26 protein-coding genes and 1 riboswitch are annotated in these 25,354 nt (G+C 59.8%); of the genes, 5 read left to right on the top strand and 21 right to left on the bottom strand.

Annotation, left to right across the window (positions count from 1 at the left end; genetic code table 11):
* Positions 1-20 precede the first annotated feature (20 nt).
* The 10 genes from AC07UI_RS17690 to cobO all read right to left on the bottom strand — a co-directional run bounded on the left by AC07UI_RS17690 (position 21) and on the right by cobO (position 9,010).
* Positions 21-752 carry an adenosylcobinamide-GDP ribazoletransferase gene (locus AC07UI_RS17690; RefSeq protein ID WP_494993719.1) on the bottom strand — a complete coding sequence of 244 codons (732 nt, stop codon included), beginning with the start codon at positions 750-752 and terminating at the stop codon, positions 21-23.
* Positions 753-754: 2 nt separating this feature from the next.
* Entirely contained in the window at positions 755-1,327 is a 573-nt protein-coding gene (cobC, locus tag AC07UI_RS17685; RefSeq protein WP_494993718.1) for an alpha-ribazole phosphatase family protein, read from the bottom strand.
* Complete coding sequence (cobT, locus tag AC07UI_RS17680) at positions 1,324-2,379, bottom strand: nicotinate-nucleotide--dimethylbenzimidazole phosphoribosyltransferase (protein WP_494993717.1); 1,056 nt, start codon at positions 2,377-2,379, stop codon at positions 1,324-1,326. Before cobT ends, cobC begins: the two co-directional genes overlap by 4 nt.
* Positions 2,376-2,897: a bifunctional adenosylcobinamide kinase/adenosylcobinamide-phosphate guanylyltransferase gene (gene cobU / locus AC07UI_RS17675; RefSeq protein WP_494993716.1), complete on the bottom strand. Its 522-nt coding sequence runs from the start codon at positions 2,895-2,897 to the stop codon at positions 2,376-2,378. Before cobU ends, cobT begins: the two co-directional genes overlap by 4 nt.
* A 120-nt stretch (positions 2,898-3,017) precedes the next feature.
* Positions 3,018-4,469: a cobyric acid synthase gene (locus AC07UI_RS17670; RefSeq protein WP_494993715.1), complete on the bottom strand. Its 1,452-nt coding sequence runs from the start codon at positions 4,467-4,469 to the stop codon at positions 3,018-3,020.
* Complete coding sequence (cobD, locus tag AC07UI_RS17665) at positions 4,466-5,461, bottom strand: threonine-phosphate decarboxylase CobD (protein ID WP_494993714.1); 996 nt, start codon at positions 5,459-5,461, stop codon at positions 4,466-4,468. Before cobD ends, AC07UI_RS17670 begins: the two co-directional genes overlap by 4 nt.
* On the bottom strand, positions 5,454-6,362 hold the full coding sequence (cbiB, locus tag AC07UI_RS17660; protein ID WP_494993713.1) for an adenosylcobinamide-phosphate synthase CbiB: 909 nt from the start codon (positions 6,360-6,362) through the stop codon (positions 5,454-5,456). Before cbiB ends, cobD begins: the two co-directional genes overlap by 8 nt.
* The gene (gene bluB / locus AC07UI_RS17655; protein ID WP_494993712.1) at positions 6,359-7,009 is read right to left on the bottom strand and encodes a 5,6-dimethylbenzimidazole synthase; all 651 of its coding nucleotides are present in this window, start codon (positions 7,007-7,009) and stop codon (positions 6,359-6,361) included. The genes cbiB and bluB overlap by 4 nt, the downstream gene beginning before the upstream one ends.
* A complete protein-coding gene (locus tag AC07UI_RS17650) occupies positions 7,006-8,388 on the bottom strand; it encodes a cobyrinic acid a,c-diamide synthase CobB (RefSeq protein ID WP_494993711.1) in 1,383 nt (460 codons plus the stop codon). The genes bluB and AC07UI_RS17650 overlap by 4 nt, the downstream gene beginning before the upstream one ends.
* A gap of 10 nt (positions 8,389-8,398) precedes the next feature.
* Positions 8,399-9,010 (bottom strand): cob(I)yrinic acid a,c-diamide adenosyltransferase, encoded by a 612-nt coding sequence (gene cobO / locus AC07UI_RS17645; protein WP_494993710.1) that lies wholly within the window; start codon positions 9,008-9,010, stop codon positions 8,399-8,401.
* A gap of 77 nt (positions 9,011-9,087) precedes the next feature.
* Positions 9,088-9,323: riboswitch (cobalamin riboswitch) on the bottom strand.
* Between the two features lie 157 nt (positions 9,324-9,480).
* Here cobO and AC07UI_RS17640 point away from each other — a divergent pair.
* Entirely contained in the window at positions 9,481-10,065 is a 585-nt protein-coding gene (locus tag AC07UI_RS17640; RefSeq protein ID WP_494993709.1) for a hypothetical protein, read from the top strand.
* 149 nt (positions 10,066-10,214) lie between these two features.
* Here AC07UI_RS17640 and AC07UI_RS17635 read toward each other — a convergent pair whose 3' ends face one another.
* The 6 genes from AC07UI_RS17635 to AC07UI_RS17610 all read right to left on the bottom strand — a co-directional run bounded on the left by AC07UI_RS17635 (position 10,215) and on the right by AC07UI_RS17610 (position 15,531).
* A complete protein-coding gene (locus AC07UI_RS17635) occupies positions 10,215-10,877 on the bottom strand; it encodes a class I SAM-dependent methyltransferase (RefSeq protein WP_494993708.1) in 663 nt (220 codons plus the stop codon).
* A gap of 23 nt (positions 10,878-10,900) precedes the next feature.
* Positions 10,901-11,434, bottom strand: a complete 534-nt coding sequence (locus AC07UI_RS17630) for a C40 family peptidase (protein WP_494993707.1) — start codon at positions 11,432-11,434, stop codon at positions 10,901-10,903.
* 166 nt (positions 11,435-11,600) lie between these two features.
* The gene (locus AC07UI_RS17625; protein WP_494993706.1) at positions 11,601-12,221 is read right to left on the bottom strand and encodes a C40 family peptidase; all 621 of its coding nucleotides are present in this window, start codon (positions 12,219-12,221) and stop codon (positions 11,601-11,603) included.
* Between the two features lie 213 nt (positions 12,222-12,434).
* The gene (gene hda, locus AC07UI_RS17620; RefSeq protein ID WP_054049492.1) at positions 12,435-13,139 is read right to left on the bottom strand and encodes a DnaA regulatory inactivator Hda; all 705 of its coding nucleotides are present in this window, start codon (positions 13,137-13,139) and stop codon (positions 12,435-12,437) included.
* A gap of 233 nt (positions 13,140-13,372) precedes the next feature.
* Positions 13,373-14,443, bottom strand: a complete 1,071-nt coding sequence (locus AC07UI_RS17615; protein ID WP_494993705.1) for an AI-2E family transporter — start codon at positions 14,441-14,443, stop codon at positions 13,373-13,375.
* A gap of 35 nt (positions 14,444-14,478) precedes the next feature.
* Positions 14,479-15,531, bottom strand: a complete 1,053-nt coding sequence (locus tag AC07UI_RS17610) for a DUF2066 domain-containing protein (RefSeq protein WP_494993704.1) — start codon at positions 15,529-15,531, stop codon at positions 14,479-14,481.
* A 386-nt stretch (positions 15,532-15,917) separates the two neighbouring features.
* Between AC07UI_RS17610 and purM the strand changes: the two genes are divergently transcribed.
* From purM to AC07UI_RS17590, 4 genes are all read left to right on the top strand, one after another.
* Positions 15,918-16,976 (top strand): phosphoribosylformylglycinamidine cyclo-ligase, encoded by a 1,059-nt coding sequence (purM, locus tag AC07UI_RS17605; protein ID WP_494993703.1) that lies wholly within the window; start codon positions 15,918-15,920, stop codon positions 16,974-16,976.
* A gap of 11 nt (positions 16,977-16,987) precedes the next feature.
* A complete protein-coding gene (gene purN / locus AC07UI_RS17600) occupies positions 16,988-17,638 on the top strand; it encodes a phosphoribosylglycinamide formyltransferase (RefSeq protein ID WP_494993856.1) in 651 nt (216 codons plus the stop codon).
* Between the two features lie 8 nt (positions 17,639-17,646).
* Entirely contained in the window at positions 17,647-18,360 is a 714-nt protein-coding gene (locus AC07UI_RS17595) for a DUF3108 domain-containing protein (RefSeq protein ID WP_494993702.1), read from the top strand.
* Between the two features lie 297 nt (positions 18,361-18,657).
* Positions 18,658-18,837 (top strand): hypothetical protein, encoded by a 180-nt coding sequence (locus AC07UI_RS17590; protein WP_494993701.1) that lies wholly within the window; start codon positions 18,658-18,660, stop codon positions 18,835-18,837.
* A 71-nt stretch (positions 18,838-18,908) separates the two neighbouring features.
* Here AC07UI_RS17590 and AC07UI_RS17585 read toward each other — a convergent pair whose 3' ends face one another.
* From AC07UI_RS17585 to cysM, 5 genes are all read right to left on the bottom strand, one after another.
* On the bottom strand, positions 18,909-19,448 hold the full coding sequence (locus AC07UI_RS17585; RefSeq protein ID WP_494993700.1) for a DUF2058 domain-containing protein: 540 nt from the start codon (positions 19,446-19,448) through the stop codon (positions 18,909-18,911).
* 24 nt (positions 19,449-19,472) lie between these two features.
* Positions 19,473-20,306, bottom strand: a complete 834-nt coding sequence (gene mazG / locus AC07UI_RS17580) for a nucleoside triphosphate pyrophosphohydrolase (RefSeq protein WP_494993699.1) — start codon at positions 20,304-20,306, stop codon at positions 19,473-19,475.
* Positions 20,307-20,409: 103 nt separating this feature from the next.
* Positions 20,410-22,653 (bottom strand): GTP diphosphokinase, encoded by a 2,244-nt coding sequence (gene relA, locus AC07UI_RS17575; protein WP_494993698.1) that lies wholly within the window; start codon positions 22,651-22,653, stop codon positions 20,410-20,412.
* Between the two features lie 124 nt (positions 22,654-22,777).
* Positions 22,778-24,130 (bottom strand): 23S rRNA (uracil(1939)-C(5))-methyltransferase RlmD, encoded by a 1,353-nt coding sequence (gene rlmD, locus AC07UI_RS17570; protein WP_494993697.1) that lies wholly within the window; start codon positions 24,128-24,130, stop codon positions 22,778-22,780.
* Entirely contained in the window at positions 24,130-25,032 is a 903-nt protein-coding gene (gene cysM, locus AC07UI_RS17565) for a cysteine synthase CysM (RefSeq protein WP_494993696.1), read from the bottom strand. The genes rlmD and cysM overlap by 1 nt, the downstream gene beginning before the upstream one ends.
* Positions 25,033-25,354 lie beyond the last annotated feature (322 nt).

Here is a 25,354-nt window from a genome sequence, read left to right as displayed (position 1 = left end):
CTTCATCGCCCTACAAATCATCAGACCAACGCCAATCCCACCAACACCGCCACTTCCAGCAGCTCCAATAAGGCGCCTGCGGTATCGCCAGTAGTCCCACCCAACCGCCGCATCATTACTTGTCGCAACCAGAAGAACACCGCTGTCGCCAGCACTGCGGCAAACACACCGTGTAATCCCGCGATCAGCACACAGGCCACCGTGCTCAGCAACAACACCTGTTTACCGGCCATACGCGGAAGATGATCAGCCAATGCCTGTCCCAGCCCACCGGCTCGCACGTAAGGCGTCGTCAGAAACAACCCCAGCAACGCGCTGCGGCCGATTAAAGGCGCCAGGATCAACGCAATGCTGTGCTGCTGCTCGATCAGCGCCAGCAACGCGGCAAATTTGAGCAGCAGCACCAACACCAGCGTCACGACCGCAATCGGCCCGCTGCGCGGGTCCTTCATGATGGTCAGGGTGCGCTCACGATCACCAAAACCACCCAGCCAGGCATCGGCGCTATCGGCCAGGCCATCCAGATGCAAACCACCGCTGAACAAGACCCAGGCAGTCAGCAACAGCGCAGCGTGCAACAACAAGGGCGCCCCGGCGAGCCCCCAGTTCAACGTCCACAACAACCCGCCGAGCAGCAACCCCACCAGCGGATAAAACAGCAACGAACGGCCCAGTTCCTGCGGCTGCGGCATACCCGGCAGACGTATCGGCAAGCTGCTGAGAAATTGCAGGGCGATCCAGAAAGGCAGCATGTTCAGATTCCTTCGCTCAACCTGAGATTGGCCTCGACCCGCAGCGAAAACAGCGCACCGTGGCCGACTTCAACGTTGAGCAATTGCTCGCGGGGCAGACCACGAGCCTGGGCCAACAGCAAACGCATGACCCCGCCATGGCTGATCAGCAACACCCGCTCACCGGCATAGGTTTGGTGCAGCCGCTCGACCGCCGCCAGCACCCGTGCCGAAAACTGCGTCACCGGCTCGCCCCCTGGCGGGGTGAACCCGTAGGGATCCGCCCAGAACAGGCCCAGCGCTTCGGCGTCGGTTTCCATCAACGCCGCTGCACTCTGCCCTTCCCAGGTACCGAAATGCAGTTCTTGCAGGTCTTTTTCCAGCTGCACCGGCAACCCAAGACGTGCGCCCAGTTCCTCTGCGAAACGTGCGCAACGTTGCAACGGCGAGCTGACCAGTCGATCCCACGGCCCCTTTGCCAGCACCGCGGCGCGCATTTGCTCCCAGCCCTTGGCCGTCAACGCGTCATCCAGACTGCCGCGCAAACCGCCACCGAGTTCGGTTTCGCCGTGGCGCAGCAGGTCCAGTTGCATCATGCCGGGCGATCCGCCACAGCCGCTTCCGCGAAGGTTGCCATTTGGCCATGCAGGTCACAGGCCAGTCGCAACAACGGCACTGCCAACGCGGCACCACTGCCCTCACCCAGGCGTAAGCCAAGCTCTAGCAAAGGCTCGGCCTTCAATGCCTCAAGCACATGACGATGACCCGGCTCGGCACCGCGGTGACCAAACAGCAGCCAGTCGCGACACGCAGGATTCAAGCGCACCGCGACCAACGCCGCGACGCTGCAGATGAAGCCGTCCACCAGCACGGCCACGCCTTCCTGGGCACAGGCCAGATAAGCCCCGACCAGCGCCGCGATTTCAAAACCGCCGAGATTGAACAAGGTCAGCAGCGCATCGCCGCGCTGGGCGGCATGCAATGCCAGCGCGCGCTCGATGACGTGCACTTTATGGCTGACGCCCGCGGCATTCAGGCCAGTGCCAGGCCCAACCAGATGCGCCACCGGACAATCGAGCAACGCGCAGGCCACGGCGCTCGCAGCCGTGGTGTTGCCGATGCCCATCTCACCGCCGATAAACAGCTCGGCACCTGCCGCAATGGCACGGCGCACGCTGTCCCGTCCGGCTTGCAGGGCTAATTCGCCTTGAGCATGCGTCATGGCGGGGCCGTTAACAAAGTTCTGTGTGCCAGCGCCAATGTTCAGATGACGCACGCCCGGCAGATTCAGCGAAGGCGTGACAGTGCCCAGATCGACTACTTCGAGCTGCGCCCCCAGTTGCCGCGCCAACACGCTGATTGCCGCACCGCCGCTGACGAAGTTGTGCAGCATCTGCCCGGTGACTTCCTGAGGGAACGCCGAGACGCCTTCAGCGACTACGCCGTGGTCACCTGCAAAGATCGCAATCCATAACTGATTCAGACTCGGCTTGATACGCCCTTGCAACCCGGCCAACTGCACCGCGATGGACTCAAGCTGGCCCAGGGAACCGGCCGGCTTGGTCAATTGCTGCTGACGGACCGCCGCCTGCTCGTAAGCCAGCGCATCGATCGGTTTGCACGGGTTCAGCCACCAGGAGTTATTCATAACGCAGTTCCTTTCAAAGTCAGGGGCAGGCCGGCGACGGTCAGTACGACACGCTGACAGCGCTCAGCCAGGGCTTGATGCAACCAACCGGCTTCATCGACATAGCGGCGAGTCAATTCGCCCAGCGGCACGACACCCAGACCGGTCTCGTTGCTGACAAAAACAATTTCACCCGGCAAAGACTCCAGGCACTCCAGCAGCGCCTCACGCTCAAGGGCCAGGCGCTCGGGGTTTTCCAGCATCAGCAGATTGGTCAGCCACAAGGTCAGGCAATCCACCAGCAGGCAACGTTCGGCACTGGCGGTGTCGCGCAATACGCGGGCCAGCTCCAAGGGTTCTTCGATCAATGACCATTCAACCGGACGACGCTGGCGATGATGGGCAATGCGCTCGTTCATTTCGCCATCCAGCGGCTGGCTGGTCGCTATATAAGTCACGGCCAGACCGCTGTCGCAGGCGAGTTTTTCAGCCAGACGACTTTTACCGGAGCGGGCGCCGCCGAGGATCAGTTGCAGCATGTTCGAAATCCTTTAATGAGCGGTGTGGCCATTGACGCCTCGCGGGCAAGCCTCGCTCCTACAGGTTTCACCGTATCTGTAGGAGCGAGGCTTGCCCGCGATGGCGGCATCAGGGTCACCCTAAATCCCACAGAGTTCGCGCAAATAGCTCGTATCAAGATGCTTTTCCACCAGATCGGCCAAGCGCTCAATGTCACGCTCGCGCAAGGAGTGGTAGTCCACCTCCTGCACCTCCTGCAAACCCGCCCAGCGCAACAGCGCACTGCAGGCCGCCGACGACTCGAACAGGCCATGCAGATAGGTGCCGAAAATCTGCCCATCCGTACTTTGCGCGCCATCACTGCGGCCGTCATCCAGATACACGGCAGCCCGCTCCAGCGCGGCACCGGTAGTGACTCCGGCATGAATCTCATAACCGTTGACTGGTGCGTCTTCCAGCGCCAGATGGCCACGTACGTTGCGCAGTTGCTTCTCTTCTTCAAGGACTGTGGCGAAGGCCAGCAGGCCCAGACCGGCACTGGACCCCGGCGCACCTTCAAGCCCCAGCGGGTCATGCAACTGCTCGCCGAGCATCTGCAAACCGCCGCAGATTCCCAGCAACTTGCCGCCGTAGCGCAGGTGCCGCGAGATAGCCGTGTCCCAGCCGTTGGCGCGCAAGAACGCGAGGTCGCTGCGTACGCTTTTCGAACCGGGAAGAACAATCAAATCAGCCGGAGGAATCGGCTGGCCCGGACCGACGAATTGCAGATCGACTTGCGGGTGCAGACGCAGCGGATCGAAATCGGTGTGGTTGCTGATGCGCGGCAAGACCGGCACCACCACTTTCAACACCTGCCCGACCTTGTCGGTCTGACGCTGATCGATGCCGTCTTCAGCCTCCAGGTGCAGGTCCATCACGTATGGCAACACGCCAACTACCGGCTTGCCGGTGCGCTCCTGGAGCCAGTCGAGGCCCGGTTGCAGCAAGGCAATGTCGCCACGAAAACGGTTGATGATGAAGCCTTTGACCCGTGCCTGCTCGCTGGCCGACAACAATTCCAAAGTGCCCACCAAATGGGCAAACACTCCACCGCGATTGATGTCAGCGATCAGCAACACCGGGCAGTCCACCGCTTCGGCAAACCCCATGTTGGCGATATCGCCAGCACGCAGATTAATCTCGGCCGGCGAACCCGCACCCTCGACCATCACCACCGGGTAGGCGGCATTCAGGCGTTGATGGGAGGCCAACACCGCCTGCATGGCGATGGCTTTGTAGTCGTGATAGGCCACGGCGTTCATGCTGGTCACCGCGCGACCATGAATGATCACCTGCGCGCCGGTCTCACTGTTGGGCTTGAGCAGCACCGGGTTCATGTCGGTGTGCGGTTCAAGATTGGCGGCCTGAGCCTGCACCGCTTGTGCACGACCGATCTCGCCGCCATCCGCCGTTACCGCGCTATTGAGCGCCATGTTCTGCGGTTTGAAGGGCACGACGCGGACGCCTTGGCGGGTCAGCCAGCGGCACAGCGCCGTTACCAGCGTACTTTTACCGGCGTCCGAGGTGGTGCCTTGCACCATCAGCGTGGTCATGGTGTTTGTTCCTTGGTGTAGGCCTCTAACGCTTGATTGAGGCGCAGCCAATCGGCTTCATCGGCCGGCAAGCCGAAACGCAGGCTGCTGTTGTGGGTAAACAACCGCAACAGAATGCCGCGTTGAGCCATGAATTCGTGCAGATGTTCAGCGCGCTCAGTGATCAGCCATTGGAACAAGGCGCAGCCGCCCTGTGGCTTGAATCCATGGTGCTCAAGCACTTGCGTCAACCGTTGACTGGCTTCTTCGCTGCGCAGACGTTGCCGGGCATGCCCCACCGTATCGCGCAGGCAAACCTGCCCCAACACCCGTGTCGGCCCACTGACCGCCCAGGGTCCGACCTGTTCGGCGAGCAATTTGAGCAGTTTGCGCTCGGCCAGCACGAAGCCCAGACGTACACCGGCCAAACCGAAAAACTTGCCGAATGATCGCAAAACGATCAACCCGACCTGATTGGCATGAGCGGCCAGACTGAGCTGCGGTGTGTTGTCCATGAACGCTTCATCGACCACCAGCCAGCCGCCGCGTTGCGCCAGTCGAGCATGCCAGTCGAGTAACCGATCCGGGGTCAGGCTCAGGCCGGTGGGGTTATTCGGGTTGACCACCACCAGCACGTCAAGGTGGTCGAGAAAGAAGTCTACTTCCTGCTCCAGCACCTCACGCACGATGTAGCCGCAGCGGCGCCATGCCTCGGCATGCTCGGCGTAACAGGGCGAGAGCACGCCAACCTTGCCGGCACGGCGTAATCGCGGCAGCAACTGGATCGCCGCTTGCGAGCCCGGAACCGGTAGCACTTGAGTCGCGCCGTAGTAATCGCAGGCGGCTTGCTCAAGACCATCATCGGTTTCCGGCAAACGCGCCCAGGCCCGCAGAGGGATCTGCGGTACCGGCCACGGCCAAGGCGCAAGGCCACTGGACAGGTCCAGCCAATCCGCTTCGGCAATACCGTATTGCAGCGCGGCCTTGCGCAACCGTCCGCCGTGGTCAAGCATAGAGCTCAGCTCCCACGCAGAAAATCAGCAACCATAACCACACCCCGCGCTGCACCAGTTGCCAGCCACGGTCGATGGAGTTGGCATCAGCCGGCACGCCCTCACCCAGTTGCGGACGCTGGTGCAGTTCACCGTGGTAGATCGCTGCCCCGCCCAACTCTACGCCCAAGGCCCCCGCGCCCGCTGCCATTACCGGACCTGCGTTCGGGCTGTCCCAGGTGGGTCCCTGAGTCCGCCAGCACTTCAGCGCCAGACGGGTCTTGCCCAAGAGCGCGTAGGTCAGGGCAACCAGGCGAGCAGGAATATAGTTAAGAGCATCGTCGATCTTCGCCGCCGCCCAGCCAAAGCGTTCGAAGCGTTCATTGCGATAGCCCCACATCGCGTCCAGCGTATTACTCAGGCGATACAGCACCACCCCCGGTGCGCCGGCGACGGCAAACCAGAACAACGCAGCGAACACCGCATCGCTACCGTTTTCCAACACCGACTCAGTGGCGGCCCGGGCGACTTCCGTGGAATCAAGCTCACTGGTCTGACGGCTGACCAGATAGCCCACTCGACGTCGTGCTTGCTCCAGGTCATCGCTGCGCAGAGCCTGAGCGACCGGCTTGACATGCTCGCCAAGGCTGCGCAAGCCAAGGGCGCAATACAACGCGAGGATCTCGACCAGCCAACCGATATATGGCAGCCAGGCAAAGGCGGTCACCAATAGAGTCAGCGGCAACACCGCCATCACCCAGGCAGTGACGCCGTGACTGCGCCAGCCACGACCGCCGGAGTTGAAACGTTGCTCGATGCGATCGGCAAAACGGCCGAACGCCACCAGCGGATGCCAGCGCCTGGGTTCGCCCAGCAGCGCATCCAGCGCGACCGCGGCGGCACTCAACAACGCCACACTCATTGACTCACTCCCCAATAATTCTCATACAGCAATTCACTCAGCGGGCGCGGCTGCGCCCAGCCTTCAAGCACCAACATGGGGGCCGGATAAAACGCCGTGACCGGACCCAGGCACAATACCGCCAGCGGTTTGGCCCCGGCCGGCAGACCCAGCAAGTCGGCCAGCGCCTGGGGCTCGAACAGCGACACCCAGCCCATCCCCAGGCCTTCGGCGCGGGACGCCAGCCAGAGATTCTGAATAGCGCAGGACAACGACGCCATGTCCATCTCCGGCAAGGTCCGGCGCCCAAAGATATGCCGCTCGCGATCGTCCATCAGCGCGGCGACCAGCACTTCAGCGCAGTCGTTGATGCCTTCGACTTTCAACTTCATGAAGTCGTCGGAACGTTCGCCCAGCGCCTCGGCAGTGCGTACACGTTCTTCTTCGACCAGTTGCTGAATTTTGCCGCGCAACGGGCGGTCGGTGATGCGGATAAACCGCCACGGCTGCATCAGGCCCACGCTTGGAGCTTGATGGGCGGCCTCGAGCAGACGCCTGAGCAGTTCGGGCTCGACGGTGCCGCCAGCAAAGTGACGCATGTCGCGGCGCTCGCCAATCACGCGATAAACAGCCTCACGTTCGGCCGGACTAAAGGCGTTGTCGGTCATGGCCTCTTCGCGAGCAAGCTCGCTCCTACAGGAAGTACACGATCTAGTGTGGGAGCGAGCTTGCTCGCGATAGCGGTTTGCGAGCCAGGCGCAAAAAGTGCTGCCACCGCAGAGGGATTGGAAGGGAAATAGAAGTGCACATAGGAAGCGGTCATTCGACCGTCACGGTAGACCGCTTCGGCGCCACGCCCACCGTTAGGACTCAGGCCCCGGGCTATCGGCTCAAGCGCTGTACTGGTCAGCGAGTGATGATAGGTGTGGCCGCGCAACGAGCCCTCTGGCAGATCAACCGCCTGCAAGGCCAACGCCGCGAGACGCTTTTGCATCACCGCTTCGCCGGCGAGCAACCCCACCAGTTCGGCGCGCTGACCGTCGACATCGGTCAGAGAGTCGAGCAGATACAACATGCCGCCACACTCGGCCAGCAACGGCTTGTCGGCCGCGTGGTGCGCGCGGATCGCAGCCAGCATCGTGGCGTTTTCCGCCAGCGCAACATGATGCAATTCCGGGTAGCCGCCCGGCAGGTACAAGCTGTCAGCCTCGGGCAGTTCGCGATCATGGATCGGCGAAAAGAACAGCAACTCGGCGCCCATCGCCCGTAGCAGGTCCAGGCTCGCCCCGTAGGTGAAAGCAAATGCCTCATCGCGAGCCACGGCAATCCGCACACCGGCTAATAATGGCTCGGCGACGACAACCTCAGGCGCAGCGAACCCGACTGCCGGCGGCAACGCCACTTCACAACTGCTGGCCAAGGCTTCGGCCGCCGCGTCGAGGCGCAGATCCAGATCATTCAGTTCGCTGGCCTGCACCAGGCCCAGGTGGCGGCTCGGCAGTTCGATCCCGGTTTCGCGAGACAGCGCGCCATACCAGCGCAGGCCTTCGGTCAGGCTGCCTTCGAGCAATTGCGCGTGGCGCAACGTGCCAACCCGGTTGGCCAGAACGCCGGCAAACGGCAAGTCCGCCTGATAGCGCGCCAGCCCCAAGGCCAGAGCACCGAACGTCTGGGCCATGGCCGTACCGTCGATCACGGCGAGCACCGGCACGCCGAAGTGCCGCGCCAAATCGGCGCTGGATGGCGTACCGTCGAACAGGCCCATGACGCCTTCGATCAGGATCAGGTCAGCCTCGCCCGCCGCTTCCCACAGCAGTCGACGGCTTTCTTGTTCGCCGACCATCCACATGTCCAATTGATACACCGGCGCGCCGCTGGCGCGCTCGAGAATCATTGGGTCGAGAAAGTCCGGACCGCACTTGAATACCCGCACCTTGCGCCCCTGATTGCGATGCAAGCGGGCCAGCGCGGCGGTCACGGTGGTCTTGCCCTGACCGGAAGCCGGTGCGGCGATCAATACCGCCGGACAATGACGTGCATCACTCATGCTTCAATACTCACAGCTCAATGCCCTTTTGCGCTTTGATCCCGGCCTGGAACGCATGTTTGAGCACGCCCATTTCGGTAACCGTGTCGGCCAGATCAATCATTTCGGGCTTGGCGCCGCGGCCGGTTACCAGCACGTGCTGCATTGGCGGGCGAGCCTGCAAATCGCTGAGAACCAGGTCCAGGTCGAGATAACCGTGCTTGAGGGCGATGTTCAGCTCGTCAAGCACCACCAGGCCAATGGCCGGGTCACGCAGCAGTTCACGGGACACTTCCCAGGCCGCTTCGGCTGCGGCGATGTCACGCTGGCGATCCTGGGTTTCCCAGGTGAAGCCTTCGCCCATGACGTGAAAGCGTACTTGCTCGGGGAAGCGTCGAAAGAACAGCTCCTCCCCGGTGCTGTTGCGACCCTTGATGAACTGCACCACGCCGCATTTCATTCCGTGGCCCATGGCCCGTGCAAGCATGCCAAAGGCAGAACTGCTCTTGCCTTTGCCGTTGCCGGTCAGGACCAACAGCAGCCCGCACTCGTTCGGCGAGTTGGCAATACGCTCGTCGATCACGGCTTTTTTGCGCAACATACGCGCCAGATGGCGTTCGTCACGATCGGGGGATTCAGTCATGGCAGCTCTCCGTTGGAACGATAACGGGGGGGCAGGAATAGAAATAGACGGCATAAGCCTGGCATCGCCCACCGTGATGCCGCTGGATGGATCAGGCCGGTCTCCGGGCTCATGAGGGGCATCGCTGCCGAGCTGCACGCCTTCCCGTATCGACAGTCGACACAGTGGCCAAAAGCGCAGCCTTGACTCATTTACCGTTGCGGGGGCAGCGCCGGGATCGCTGTCCGTTCTGTTAAAGAACGCACACTCACCGGCTTCCCTGTTTCACTCTGTCGACCTTGGGTCACAGAGCACCTGAAACAAGTCGCGAAGGTTAGAGGGTTGGGGGTGGAGCGTCAATTAAACCCGGGGCGTTCGCCCGCGATATTATGTGCCGTCGTTCAATAAACTGACGCCAATCTTGTGCCACACTGAAAGCAGTGATATCAAATAGCCACAACACTAACATCACAAAAATAAAGGTGGGCAACATGCAAGGCATGATCATCAGCAATCCGAAGCTGGAATTCCTGCGCCCAGTGCTGGAGCGCTGGTTTGAATGTATCGATCGCTACATCCAGGTACGCGGTGATAACGAATCCCCTTATTGGTTTGATGAACGCGCCAACCTTGGGCTGCTCTCGGCTGCCGCCTGGATGTCGGAAATGGTGACACTGGAACAGACCCCGACGAAAAAACAGCAGGAAGACGGCGACCGCAATGGACGTGCCGACCTCTACATCGCCACCAATGAGGAACGGGTCTACATCCAGGCCACCCAGCGCTGGCCACGGGTCAATAACCTGAACCTCACTCAAGCGCTGCTCGACGCCGTGAGCGATGCCAGGAAGATCAGCTACGCCAGCGATCTGAAGCTCGGCTGTCTGTTCGTAGCGCCACACAAACCCCAACACAGCGCCACCCCCGAAGAACTCCAGGACATGGTCGACGATCTGCAAAAGGAACATACCTGCGCCGTGGCCTGGTACTTCCCTTACCCCTATCACAAGTTGCGCAATGAAGCAGGCAACTATCATCCGGGCGTCGCCGTGCTATTCAAAGAAGCCCGCGGCTGAAACGCTGAACCACCGGGCAGCTTCGCCTCTCTATGGTTACATCGGTGCATTCATAGGGGAACCAGCATACTCAAGCCGCAACTCGCCACTGCCATCGCCATCGCCATCGCCATCGCCATCGCCATCGCCATCGCCAGCAAGCTGTGCTCCTACAGTTTGCGGCACAACGTCAGGCCATCGCCTAACGGCAACAGTGACAAGTCGACACGCAAGTCATCCTTCAAGGCGCGGTTCAATGCCTGGATGGCTCGAGTGTCTTCACTCTCAGGATTCACCTCAAGCACCCGCCCGCTCCACAGCGTGTTATCGAAAATCGCCAGACCGCCACTTCGCAGCAGACGCAAGGCACTCTCCAGATAGGCTGGATAGTTGGCTTTGTCAGCATCGATGAAGATCAAGTCGAAACAGCCACCCTGCCCTTGCTGCTCGATCTGCGCCAGGGTTTCCAGTGCAGGCGCCAGACGCAAATCAATTCGCTGCGCCACACCCGCCTCCTGCCAGTAACGGCGTGCAGTGGCGTTGTAATCACCCGGGATATCGCAGCAAATCAAGGTACCGTCATCCGGCAAGGCTGCGGCCATGCACAAGGCGCTGTAGCCGGTGAAAGTACCGACTTCCAGCAAACGCCTGGCGCCGGTCAGCTTGACCAACAACGCGAGGAACTGACCCTGCTCGGGCGCCACCTGCCAGCGGGCCATGGGCAAGGCCTGGGTTTCGTCACGCAAGCGGCGCAACAACGGCGTTTCGCGCAGGGAAACATCCAGCAGATAGCTGTAGAGGGAATCGTCGAGATTGAGAGTGCGAGCGGTCATGACAACCTCTGCAAAGGTGCGACCTAAGGGTTGCGCGCCAGATGCTCAGGCTGCAATACCCGCTTGGCGCTTAGATAGGCTTTCTGCCAATAGGTTTTGGACAGACTGTCCAGCTTAACCGTTCCGCCAGTGGCCGGCGCGTGAACAAACCGGCCTTCGCCGACATAGATCCCGGCGTGACTGACTTGCGAGCCGCCATTGGTGGCGAAAAATACCAGATCGCCGGTTTGCAGTGCATTCTGGTCGACATCCTGAGCGCGCATGCCGATCATCTCGCGGGTCGAACGCGGCAGAGTGATGCCAGCTGCATCGCGATAGACATAGCCGATCAGGCCACTGCAATCAAAACCCGAATCCGGTGTATTACCCCCCCAACGATAAGGCGTACCCACCAGGCCCAACGCACGGAAAAGCACGTCTTCAGCGGCAGGCGAATAGGTTTGAGGGGAAGCGAAAACAGGAGGCCGAACCACCGGAGCTGGCGGCGGAGTATGGCTGGCGCATGCACTGAGCAGTGCGGCGAAAACGAGAAGGGCGAGGCGGGCCGACGTCGACATATGCAGAACAATCCTGATCTGGATGCGGCTTTCTCTGCCGTGAGGCTGAAAACAAAACCGCGTAAGCAGGGCTTACGCGGTTAGGTTATCAACAATAGGTCAGGATTCTAGCGGCTACGCGTCAAACTTCAAGTAAGACTTTAACTTAACCTTACAAAAAGATTGATTACTTGCTAGCAGTGACCGTGGTCGGGGCCATGGCGAGTGCGCGCTTGGCTTCGATGAAGGTTTTGCTCCAGTAGCTGTCGCCCAGGTTATCGACTCGAACACCACCGCTACGACGGCTGCTGGAGTGGATGAACTGGTCATCACCCAGGTAGATCCCCGCGTGACTGACACGGCCACGGCGACCACTGGTGCTGAAGAACAGCAGATCACCGGGCTTGAGGTTGTTGCGAGCGACCAGCGGTGCGTCAACGTTGATCATCTCGCGAGTGGAGCGCGGCAAATTCATGCCCGCCTCTTCACGAAACAGATAACCGATGAAGCCGCTGCAATCGAAGCCAGCCTCGGAGGTGCCACCGAAACGGTAGCGGGTACCGATCAGAGACATACCACGCTCAAGGATGCTGTCGGCCAGAACTGGCAGCTGGTACGGCTTGCTGCCGGCGAAGTCGGCCAGTTCTTTTTCAGTCGCCAGTTCTTCCCGGTAAGCAGCGGAAGACTGGGCAGTAACAGAATTTTTAAACTGTTGTTCTTGCTGTTGCGACACCGGAGAGTGAGCAGCGCAACCAAACAACAGGGTGACGAGTGCGAGAGGCACGAGGGGTGCGAAGCGCTTTAGCATGGGCACGACCGTGGCTGAAGATATAAAGAAGCCGCGACTATGCCTTCTATCATCCTCATTTGCAAATTCAATCGATGTAAATGTGACTTATCGGTTTCTCGTTTACATCTAAGGCCTTAAGCCCGATATAAACGCTCGCGCACCCTGGAAGCATCCCTGGAGCGGGTTTTCTGGCGCCTTGAAAGTGCCAAAAAAGCGCTACAGACTGCGGTTTTACCAGCCTAGGGTTTCTTTAAGGAAGGGAATGGTCAGCTTGCGTTGCGCCTGCAACGAAGCCTGATCGAGACGTTCCAGCAGCTCGAACAACGCACTCATGCTGCGAGTGCCGCGAGTGAGGATAAAGTGCCCGACCTCATCGGTCAGGTGCAGACCACGACGCGAAGCACGCAATTGCAGAGCTCGCAGCTTGTCTTCATCGGACAGTGGACGCATCTGGAAAATCAACGCCAGGGTCAAGCGTGATTTCAAGTCCGCCAGCTTCACCGGCAATTCACGTGGGGAGGTTGAAGCGGCGATCAGCAGACGCCGACCACTGTCACGCAAACGGTTGAACAGATGGAACAACGCCTCTTCCCAGTCCGCTCGCCCCGCTACCGCCTGCAAATCATCCAGACAGACCAGCTCGTATTGCTCAAGGTTGTCGAGAATTTCGATACCGCGATCCAGCAACTCTGCCAGCGGCAAGTACACCGCCGGCTCGCCCATTTGTTCAAAACGCAAGCAAGCGGCTTGCAGCAAGTGCGTACGCCCGACGCCATCCTTGCCCCAGAGATAGATCAGGCTTTCGGTCCAGCCGGCGTCGGCTTCGCAAAGCCGCTCGACATAGCCGAGTGCAGCGGCATTGGCGCCTGGGTAGTAGTTGATAAAGGTGGCGTCATCACGCAGACGCACACCTAGGGGCAGCTGAATCGGTTTCATGCTGACTGAACAGTTCCAAACGAACCGTTAGTGGCCTCTGTGTAAAGTTTGCAAAGTTTATACCCGTGACGCCGGGCGCACAATGCAGCAGACCATAAGCAAAATCAAAGGTTTGCGTTAATTTACGGGTACCGACGGGGTTTGTTTGACGGCGGATGTGACAGCCATGAACACCCTACAGGCCTGCCCGGCAATGAGCCGGGCAGCCTTGGGCGCTTAATCGACAGCGCATCTCAATCAGAATCTTCCACACCACTGTACATGCCAGAATCTTTATACAAATCATGGACATGGCGCACCAGCACCATGATCACCGCTGCCACCGGCAACGCCAGCAGGATCCCGGTGAATCCAAACAGCTCACCGCCTGCCATGATCGCAAAGATCACCGCCACCGGGTGCAAGCCTATCCGGTCCCCCACCAACAACGGCGTTAGCACCATGCCTTCCAACGCCTGACCGACCATGAACACCGCGACAATGCCAATCATCGAATACAGATCACCACCAAACTGAAACAACCCGACGATCAACGCCGCGCCAATCCCGATGACAAACCCCATGTATGGCACGATGGCCGCCAGGCCGGCAATCAGACCGATCAACAGCCCGAGCTCCAGCCCGACCAGCATCAAGCCTGCTGCATAGATCACACCCAAGGCCAGCATCACCAGCAACTGACCGCGAACAAATGCCCCAAGTACTTCGTGGCACTCTCCTGCCAATGACACCGCACGCTCTTCACGATTGCGAGGTAGCAGGCTACGGATCCTGGCCATCATCAGATCCCAGTCCCGAAGGAGGTAGAAACTGACCACCGGGATCAACACCAGGTTAGCCAGCCAGGCGATCAACGCCAGGCCGGAGGCCGTTGCCTGGCTCAGTACCACACCGACAATGTCGGTGGTCTGCCCCATATGCTCACTGATCGCAGCCTTGACCTTGTCGAACTTCCAGAAACCTTCTGCAAGCCCCAGTTTCGACTGCACCCAAGGCATCGCCGTGTGCTGCAACCAATCGAGCATTTGCGGTGCCAGCTCATACAGCCGGAACAACTGCTTGGCCAGCATGGGCACAAGAACCAGCAACAACGTCATGACGATCAAGGTGAATAGCGCGAACACTGCCACCACGCCCCAGGTTCGCGAGAGGCCGAGCTTTTCCAGCCGATCCACCAGAGGGTCGAACAGATAGGCCAGCAGCAGCGCCACCAGGAACGGTGAGAGGATCGGATGCAATAGATACACAAACGCGCACAGCAGGATGACCCCACCCAACCACACCCAACGACGCGTATCAGCCATGAACCACTCCAGCTTGTATATAAGGAAAGAAAAACTTACCAGCGGAAACGCAGTTGCGCGGTTGGTGCCGGAGCACTAACCGGCGCTGCACCTTCGACCGCTGGCTGAGCAGACGCTACCGGCGCCACCGGCACACCCGCGGGAACCTCTTGCAGCTTCGCCAACCCCAATTGCGCTCGCAATTGCTCGGCGCTGCCATTGACCCGATAAATGACTCTGTCACCCTCGATACGCTGCACTTGCGCGCCAAACGGCTCAAGTAAATGCCCAAGCGCCGCGTAGCGCTCCAGGGTCATGCCTTGCACCTCCAGCAGCTGCTCGGTCGACGCTCCCGGCCTGGCGACGAAGCGTGGTGCCAGCTTCTGACTGACGGCCAGCAAAACGGCATCGGCCAGAGCTGCGGTATCGGCGCCCTGCACACTGCCCTGTTCACGCTGATCGCCTAGCCACAGACGCCATTTGGCCTGCCACTGCCCACCCTCCTGACGGGCATGTACCGCCAGCAAGGCGTCAGCGGCGTAGCGTTGCGAAGCTGCATACAGCGGCGCCGGGTCGGTCCCTTCAAGAATCGGTGCGGTGCCGACGATCTGTTCACTCAGATCCCCCAACGGCAAACGCAGTGGCAAACCGCGGTGCTGGGCTGCTCGGCGCAGCGGCTCGGCGCTGGCCTGGCCGTCGCCCATCAGGCTGGAGCCTTCGGTCGAATCGTTCAGCCACCAAATGAGAATCGACGGACGATTGCTACCCCACAATGCCAACCCTGCCTGACGTAATGCGCGATCAGTGCTGACCGGATCGAAATCGACTTTCAGGCTTTCAGGAGGCCCGGCGTCATAGCCGTATTGGCTGATGATCTGCTGCGGATCCTTGCGAATAGCCGCCAGCCCTGGGCCCTGCGCGGCTTTGGCATCACCGGTCAAGCGCAGCACCAGAGTCTCCAAAGCCTTTTGCGTGGCTTGATCGCGCTCTTGCGGGGTCTGACCGCTGACGGGTTCGCGCACTTGATAGAGACCACTAAGGGCTTCGGCATGACTCGCCAGACTGACAAATGACAAACAACCCACAAATAGAATTTTACACAGACGCATGGAAGATTCCCGACGGAAAAAAGCGGCTGGAACAGACCGCATGAACACGATTGAGCAAGGCTGTGACCACACGCCTGCGCAAAACATTCATACGACCGATGGAAGTTTTTGCACTGTCATAACGATAGCTGGTTAAAGGCTATACCTTATACAGCTCCGAGCGAGGCTACCAACACGAGCAATAACGGCTTTTTTTAACGCGATATGTCCCTACCCGTCGGCCCGAGGATGGCCGCTGCCCCTCAAGCCTGATAAAATCGCGCGCCTTCGCAGACCGGCAACAGCTGGGCACCCTGAAATACTCGCGCGGCAATCGCGCATTGGTTTTTTCAGTGGTCTCACTGGACTCGGTCGATATCCCTGAATCCCCCCTAAAGGCCTGGATCATGAGCAAGCAACCCTCCCTGAGCTACAAGGACGCCGGTGTAGACATCGACGCCGGTGAAGCATTGGTCGAACGCATCAAGAGCGTCGCCAAGCGCACTGCGCGCCCGGAAGTCATGGGCGGCCTGGGCGGTTTTGGCGCCCTCTGCGAAATCCCGGCAGGCTACAAACAGCCGGTTCTGGTCTCCGGCACCGACGGCGTCGGCACCAAGCTGCGTCTGGCGTTGAACCTGAATAAACATGACAGCATCGGCATCGACCTGGTCGCCATGTGCGTCAACGATCTGGTGGTGTGCGGCGCAGAACCGCTGTTCTTCCTCGACTATTACGCCACCGGCAAACTGAATGTCGAGACCGCTACCCAGGTCGTGACCGGTATCGGCGCAGGTTGCGAGTTGTCCGGCTGCTCGCTGGTCGGCGGTGAAACCGCTGAAATGCCGGGCATGTACGAAGGTGAAGACTACGACCTGGCCGGTTTCTGCGTCGGCGTCGTGGAAAAATCCGAAATCATCGACGGTTCGAAAGTCGCCGCTGGCGATGCCCTGCTCGCCCTGCCGTCTTCCGGCCCGCACTCCAACGGCTACTCGCTGATCCGCAAGATCATCGAAGTGTCCGGTGCAGACATCGAAAACATCCAGCTCGACGGCAAACCTCTGACCGACCTGCTGATGGCCCCGACCCGTATCTACGTAAAGCCCCTGCTCAAGCTGATCAAAGACACTGGCGCAGTCAAAGCCATGGCCCACATCACCGGTGGCGGTCTGCTCGACAACATCCCGCGCGTTCTGCCTGAAGGCGCTCAGGCCGTGGTCGATGTCGCCAGCTGGCAGCGCCCGGCTGTCTTCGACTGGCTGCAAGAGAAAGGCAACGTTGACGAAGTGGAAATGCACCGCGTGCTGAACTGCGGCGTTGGCATGGTGATCTGCGTGGCTCAGGAGCACGTTGAAACGGCCCTCAACGTACTGCGTGAAGCAGGCGAGCAACCGTGGGTCATCGGCCAGATCGCTGCCGCCGCCGAAGGCGCTGCACAGGTCGAGCTGAAAAACCTCAAGGCTCACTAATGCGCGAGCAGATGCCGACCACCTGTGATGTAGTGGTGCTGCTTTCCGGCACCGGCAGCAACTTGCAGGCTCTGATCGACAACAGTCTGGCCGGGGACAACCCGGTCCGCATCCGCGCGGTGATTTCCAACCGCGCCGACGCCTACGGCCTGCAACGTGCCAGAGAAGCGGGTATCGAAACCCGCTCTCTCGATCACAAGGCTTTCGAAGGTCGTGAGGCCTTCGATGCCGCCTTGATCGAACTGATCGACGCCTTTAAACCCAAGCTAGTCGTCCTTGCCGGATTCATGCGCATCCTCAGTGCCGATTTCGTTCGTCATTACCAGGGCCGCCTGCTGAATATCCACCCATCGCTGCTACCCAAATACAAAGGGTTGAACACTCATCAGCGAGCGCTGGAGGCCGGTGACACCGAGCACGGCTGCAGCGTGCATTTCGTAACCGAGGAACTCGATGGCGGGCCACTGGTCGTACAGGCAGTGATCCCGGTAGAGTTAGACGACTCGCCGCAGAGTCTGGCGCAACGAGTCCACGTCCAGGAGCACCGGATTTACCCGATGGCAGTGCGCTGGTTTGCCGAAGGTCGGTTAACGCTTGGTGAACATGGTGCATTATTGGATGGTCAGTTACTTGCGGCCAGCGGCCACTTGATTCGAATCTAGGAGATTTTATGCGTCGTGCCCTGCTCTTCGCTTGTGCTCTGCTCGCCCTGCCTGTTGTGCAGGCAGCGGACCTTCAACCTTTCTCCGCCAGTTATACCGCCGACTGGAAGCAACTCCCCATGAGCGGTTCGGCCGAACGCAGCCTGTCGAAAAATGCCAACGGCTCCTGGACCTTGAATTTCAAGGCCTCCATGCTGGTCGCCAGCCTGACCGAGGAAAGCACCCTGAAGCTGGACAAGGACGCCTTGCTGCCCCAGTCATATCGCTTCGAACGCGGCGGTCTGGGCAAAGCCAAGAAGGTCAATCTGGACTTCGACTGGACCACCAAGATGGTCACCGGTACTGATCGCGGCGACCCGGTCAAGGTCCCGCTCAACACAGGCATGCTGGACAAATCCACTTATCAACTGGCCTTGCAGCGCGATGTAGCAGCCGGCAAAAAAAGCATGAGCTATCAGGTGGTCGAAGGTGAAGACACAGACACCTACGACTTCCGCGTGATCGGCTCTGAGAAAGTCCAGACCAAGGCAGGTTCAGTCGATGCGATCAAGGTCGAACGCGTCCGCGACCCGACACAGAACAAGCGCATCACTGAAATGTGGTTCGCCAAGGATTGGGGCTACATTCTGGTAGCCCTGCGTCAGGTCGAGACCGACGGCAAGGAGTACAACATCATGCTCCAGGACGGTACGGTCGACGGCAAGGCTGTCAAAGGCAGCTGATCCGGATCGAAGTGAATAAGCCTCGCGAATGCGGGGCTTTTTTTCGCCTGCAGTTTTTGCAAAGGCCGCGCAGGAGCAGGGGGACGCCTACGATAACAATGCCGTCGAAGATGAAACTTTTGTCAGAAAAGCCGGAGGCCTGCGACCGGATGTCACGTCTTTCGCGGGCTGCGGGACTGTTTCATTTTTTGCACAAGACCATTACCAGTCTGAGGTATTTACTTAGCAAGCTAAGAAATAATATAACCAAGGCCTGCAGATGCCTTGCTGCAGATCAATAGAAATTGGAGCCCGCAGATGACTGTAAAAGTAACTGAACGCGACGATTCGCATATGTCCCACGAAGGCCTGGCCGCCGGTATCCGGATCTGGGACGTGCATCAACAAGACATGCTGGTGGGGATGTTCCACTCCGAGAGCGACGCCCACCGCTATAAGGCCGAACTGGAAAACCTGGAACAGCAACGCGACGCCTGATCGATGAAATGACAGGCCTGGAAAACCACAAACCCCGCCAATGAGCGGGGTTTGTCGTCAAGCCGTGGGGCTTACCACATCAGGTCGTCAGGGATCTGGTAGGCCGCGTACGGATCATCCGCATCCACTTCTTCAGTCTGGGTATTGAGCTGGACGATACGACGAGGATCGCGCTCCTGGATCTTCAGCGCCGCCTCACGGGGAATGACTTCATAACCGCCGGCATGGTGGACGATGGCCAACGAACCGCTGCTGAGCTTGTTGCGCATCAGGGTGTTGACCGACAGGCGCTTGACCTTTTTGTCGTCGACGAAGTTGTAGTAGTCCTCGGTGGTCAGCTTCGGCAGGCGCGAAACCTCGATCAATTGCTTGATCTGCGCGGCACGGGCTTTCTGCTCGGCCTTTTCCTGCTGCTGACGATTGAGCTCCTGGTCGCGCTTGACCTTCTCTGCCATAGCCTCCTGGGCTGCACGCTGCTGCGAGTCGTCAAGTTCAATCTGACCCTTGTGGGCCAAACGCTGTTGTTTCTGCTTGTCTTTGCCGACCTGTTTGGCCTGCTTTTGGTTGACCAGCCCTGCTTTGAGCAACTGGTCGCGAAGGGAAAGGCTCATGTACTTACTCACTTAGGCAACGGCTCAGCCGCAGCTGGGCAAATTCTTTTCCTGACGTTTGGCTTCGCCCCACAAGGCGTCCAACTCTTCGAGGGTGCAATCTTCTATGGGACGGTGGGTGTCGCGCAATGCCTGTTCGATAAATCGGAAACGTCGCTCGAACTTGATGTTGGCGCCACGCAAGGCAGTTTCCGGATCGACCTTGAGGTGCCGGGCCAGATTCACCACGACAAACAGCAGATCGCCGACTTCATCGGCGATGGCCGCAGCGTCGTTATCGGCCATGGCCTCGAGCACTTCATCGAGCTCCTCACGGACCTTGTCGATCACCGGCAAGGCGTCGGGCCAGTCGAAACCAACCTGAGCCGCACGCTTCTGCAATTTCGCCGCGCGGGATAGCGCAGGCAACGCGCCAGGCACATCATCGAGCAAGGACAACTGCTCCGGGGCATGGGACTTCTCAGCCCGCTCCTCGGCCTTGATCTCTTCCCAACGCTGCTTGACCTGGTCTTCGTCGAGCCGCGGGACATCCAGTGGCGCATAAAGATCGCCGGTCGGAAACACATGGGGGTGACGCCGAATCAATTTGCGGGTGATGCTGTCGACAACGCCATCAAATTCGAAGCGCCCCTCTTCCCGGGCCAACTGACTGTAATAAACCACCTGAAACAACAAATCGCCCAGCTCGCCCTGGAGGTGATCGAAGTCACCGCGCTCGATGGCGTCAGCAACCTCATAGGCCTCTTCCAGGGTGTGGGGCACAATCGTGGCGTAAGTCTGTTTGATATCCCACGGACAGCCGTACTGCGGGTCCCGCAGCCGGCTCATCAGGTGCAACAAGTCTTCAAGTGAATACATCTATAGGTCTCTGCGCAACCTGTAGGAGCGAGCTTGCTCGCGATAGCGGTGTGTCAGGTAAAACTCTATCGCGAGCAAGCTCGCTCCTACAGGGGATCGCATTTCATGGCGTCCGGTTGCGGCGGGTTTCAATGATGTTCGGCAACTGGGAAATTCTCCCGAGCAACCGCCCCAACGCATCCAGCCCCGGAATCTCGATGGTCAAGGACATCAACGCTGTGTTGTTTTCCTTGTTGGAGCGGGTATTGACTGCCAGCACGTTGATCCGCTCGTTGAGCAGCACTTGCGAAACGTCGCGCAGCAAACCAGAGCGGTCATAGGCGCGAATGATGATGTCGACCGGATAGGTCAACACCGGCACCGGGCCCCAACTGACCTGAATGATCCGTTCCGGCTCACGACCGCTCAATTGCAGCACTGATGCACAGTCCTGACGGTGAATGCTGACGCCCCGGCCCTGGGTGATGTAACCGACGATCGCATCCCCCGGCAGCGGCTGGCAGCAGCCGGCCATCTGAGTCATCAGGTTGCCTACGCCCTGGATCTGGATGTCGCCGCGCTTGCCGGGTTTGTAGCCGGTGGCCTTGCGTGGAATCAACTCCAGCTGTTCGTTGCCACGCTCCGGCTCGACCAGTTGCTGGGCCAGGTTGACCAACTGCGCCAGGCGCAAATCGCCAGCCCCCAACGCGGCAAACATGTCCTCGGCGGTTTTCATGTTGGCCTTGTCGGCCAGCTTGTCGAAATCAACCTGAGGCAAGCCCAGACGTCCCAGCTCACGTTCGAGCAAGGTTTTACCGGCGGCTACGTTTTGATCACGAGCCTGCAACTTGAACCAGTGGACGATCTTCGCCCGGGCCCGGGAAGTGGTGATGTAACCCAGGTTCGGGTTCAGCCAGTCGCGGCTCGGCGTGCCGTGCTTGCTGGTGATGATCTCGACCTGCTCACCGGTTTGCAGGCTGTAGTTGAGCGGAACGATGCGCCCGTTGATCTTGGCGCCGCGGCAGTTGTGACCGATCTCGGTGTGCACGCGGTAGGCGAAGTCCAGTGGCGTCGCGCCTTTGGGCAAGTCGATGGCGTGGCCGTCCGGGGTGAAGATGTAAACCCGGTCCGGCTCGATATCGACGCGCAGCTGTTCGGCCAGGCCACCGATATCCCCCAATTCCTCGTGCCACTCGAGCACCTGACGCAGCCAGGAGATTTTCTCTTCGTAGTGATTGGAGCTGGATTTAACGTCGGTGCCTTTGTATCGCCAGTGCGCACAAACACCCAGCTCGGCCTCTTCGTGCATTGCATGGGTACGAATCTGGACTTCCAGCACCTTGCCTTCAGGACCGATAACCGCGGTATGCAACGAGCGATAGCCGTTCTCTTTAGGGTTGGCGATGTAGTCGTCGAACTCTTTCGGGATGTGCCGCCACAGGGTATGGACGATGCCCAGCGCGGTGTAGCAGTCACGCATTTCCGGCACCAGCACTCGAACGGCGCGCACGTCGTAGATCTGGCTGAACTCCAGCCCCTTGCGCTGCATTTTTCGCCAGATCGAATAGATGTGCTTGGCCCGGCCACTGATGTCAGCGTCGACGCCAGTAGCGTGCAGTTCGCTCTGCAATTGGTTCATCACATCGGTGATGAAACGTTCGCGATCGAGGCGACGTTCATGCAGCAACTTGGCGATCTGCTTGTACTGATCGGGCTCCAGGTAACGGAAGGACAAATCCTCCAGCTCCCATTTGATATGCCCGATACCAAGACGGTGAGCCAGGGGCGCGTAGATGTCGAAAACTTCCCGGGCGACCCGGTTGCGCTTTTCGTCATCGGCGGTTTTCACCGCACGAATCGCGCAGGTGCGTTCGGCCAGCTTGATCAGCGCGACGCGAACGTCATCGACCATGGCCACCAGCATCTTGCGAAGGTTTTCGACCTGCCCTTGGGTGCCGAGCACCAATGACTGGCGCGGGCTCAAACTGGCACTGATCGCGGCCATGCGCAGCACGCCGTCGATCAGCTTGGCCACCACCGGACCAAAACGCTGACTGACCACCGGCAACTGGATCTGCCCTTCGCGGACACCGCGGTAAAGCACCGCAGCCACCAGCGAATCCTGGTCCAGTTTGAGGTCAGCGAGAATTTCTGCGATTTCCAGACCGGTACGGAAACTCGACATCCCCTCGGCCCAGAGATTCTTCGCCGCATTGTCTTGCTGTTCAGCCTGGCGAGCGAACTCGCAGGCTTCTTTCAAGGCTTCACGGTCCAGCGCCATATCGACACTGACCGCATGATCGAGCCATGCCTCGAGATTGATACTGCCGTCGGTGTTGATCGGCTGGTGTGCTCTCACCTGTACCATCTTGCTTACCTTCCCTACGACGCACATTCAATGCGTCAAAATCGCTGACCTTCGTTGCCAATGGTCCCTCGCTGGGCTGGCGAGGGTCATGCATCAGCGGGCCAGTCGGACCAGACGAACCATCCTAGTTCGCTTCAAATAACGCCATGGCCTCGACATGTGCCGTCTGAGGAAACATATCGAGGATCCCGGCACGTTTTAACCGGTAGCCCTGCTTGATCAACTCAACCGTGTCACGGGCCAGCGTCGCCGGGTTGCATGACACATAAACCAACCGTTCTGCGCCCAGGGTAGCGAGCTTGCGCACCACTTCGAAAGCACCGTCACGAGGTGGGTCCAAGAGTACCGCAGAAAAGCCCTCGCTGGCCCATTTGGCATCAGCCAAAGGCTGGGATAAATCGGCCTGAAAAAACTTCGCGTTATGCACATTATTGCTGGTGGCATTGCCGGCGGCACGTTCGACCATGGTCGACACCCCTTCTACCGCGACCACTTCTTTAACCAGTCGAGCCAATGGCAGAGCAAAGTTACCCAAGCCGCAGAACAGATCGAGGACGCGCTCACTGGACTTCGGCGCCAGCCATTGCAGAGCCTGAGCGACCATCGCTTCATTGACTCCGGCGTTCACCTGGATGAAATCCCCTGGCCGATAAGCCAGTTGCAAATCCCACTGTTCCAGTCGATAACCGAGCTGCTGATCCGGCTCGACCGGTTGCGGCTCGCCTTCGCCGTGTAGCCACAACTGGGCCTCATGTAATGCGCAGAATTCTTTGAGTATCGTCAAATCAGCGTCAGACAGTGGCGACATGTGCCGCAGCAGAAATGCGATGGCCGAACCACTGAACAACTCCACATGGCCCAATGCCTGAGGTTTGCTCAAACGCCGTAGCATCTCCGGCAAGCGTTTCATGATCGGCTGCAAGGGCTGTACCAACACCAGGCAATCATTGATGCCGACGATGTCCTGGCTGGCTGCAGCACGAAAGCCCACTTCGAGCTTTTTCGCCTTGGCATCCCAGCGCACCGCCACCCGGGCGCGACGTCGGTAACCGAATTCCGGCCCGCTCAAGGGAGCGGCCCACTCCTCGGGCTCGACCCCTGCGACCCGCGACAACTGCTCGGCGAGCATGCGCTGTTTCAGGGCAAGTTGTTCGTTGTGGGGCAGATGCTGAACGCTGCAACCGCCGCAGCGCCCGGCGTGGGCGCACGGTGCCGGACGGCGCAGTTCACTGGCCTGCAATACCCGCTCGGTACGTGCTTCGACAACTTTGCCGTGGGCACCCAGGACCCGCGCTTCGACGTCTTCACCGGCCAGAGCGCCGATGACGAACCAGGTGCGACCTTCGAAAAACGCGATACCGCGACCGTCATTAGCCAGGCGTTCAATGCTCAGGCGCTGCTTTTTGCCGGTCGGGACTTGCGCGGCCTTGCTGCCGCCAGTGGGCTGGAAGCGCAGGCCTCTCTCTTGCCTGGCCATCAGTTGGGCGCGTCGAAAATGCCGGTCGACAGGTAACGGTCGCCACGGTCACAAATGATCGCGACCATCACCGCGTTTTCGACTTCCTGGGACAGCCGCAGCATCGCCGCTACGGCACCGCCCGAGGACACACCACAGAAAATACCTTCTTCGCGGGCCAGTCGACGGGTCACGTCTTCGGCTTCGCTTTGGGCCATGTCGACTATCCGGTCGACCCGATCGGCCTGGTAGATCTTCGGCAAGTATTCTTGCGGCCAGCGGCGGATACCGGGAATGGCCGAGCCTTCCATCGGTTGCAGGCCAACGATCTGCACCGCCGGGTTCTGTTCCTTCAGGTAGCGCGAAACGCCCATGATGGTGCCGGTGGTGCCCATGGAGCTGATGAAATGGGTGATGCTGCCCTGGGTCTGGCGCCAGATTTCCGGGCCGGTGCCGGTGTAGTGCGCCTCGGGGTTATCAATGTTGGCGAACTGGTCGAGCACCTTGCCGCGACCCTCGGCCTGCATCCGCTCGGCGAGGTCACGAGCGCCTTCCATACCCTCTTCCTGTGTGACCAGAATCAGTTCGGCGCCATAGGCGGTCATTGCTGCCTTGCGCTCGGCACTGGCGTTGCCGGGCATGATCAGGATCATCTTGTAACCCTTGATTGCCGCGGCCATCGCCAAGGCGATCCCGGTATTGCCCGAGGTCGCTTCGATCAGCGTATCGCCGGCATGGATCTGCCCACGCAACTCCGCACGGGTGATCATCGACAGCGCCGGACGGTCCTTGACCGAACCCGCTGGGTTATTCCCCTCAAGTTTGAGCAGCAGGGTATTGCTGGTGACGCCGGGCAGGCGTTGCAAACGGACTAGCGGGGTGTTGCCGACGCAATCGGCGATGGTTGGGTACTGCAAGGTCATGGCGTATTCGCAATCCAGACTGCGGGGACGCCTATCATACCGGCAAACGTGCGCAGGCCATATCACGCAAAGTATGGGGCTTATGGCTGAATGCTATAAGCAGCACCTCATCGGCTCGCTCGCAGGCAAGCCTCGCTTCAGAAAACGCGCAAAAACCTGTAGATGCGCGGCTTGCCCGCGAAGACATCGCAATGGCATTTCAAGGCTAACTTGTAGGATGTAGGAAGTTTCCCGCAAGTTGTGGCGGTTTGCATGAACTGGTGCGCTACGGGCTTCATCGATAGTCTATGGGTGTCACTGCACATTCAGTGGCAGGAGCCCC

Source organism: Pseudomonas sp. GW821-FHT04C07 (assembly GCF_059420325.1).
The sequence above is the reverse complement of the archived record's forward strand: the minus strand, read 5'-3'. Positions and strand labels throughout refer to the sequence as shown.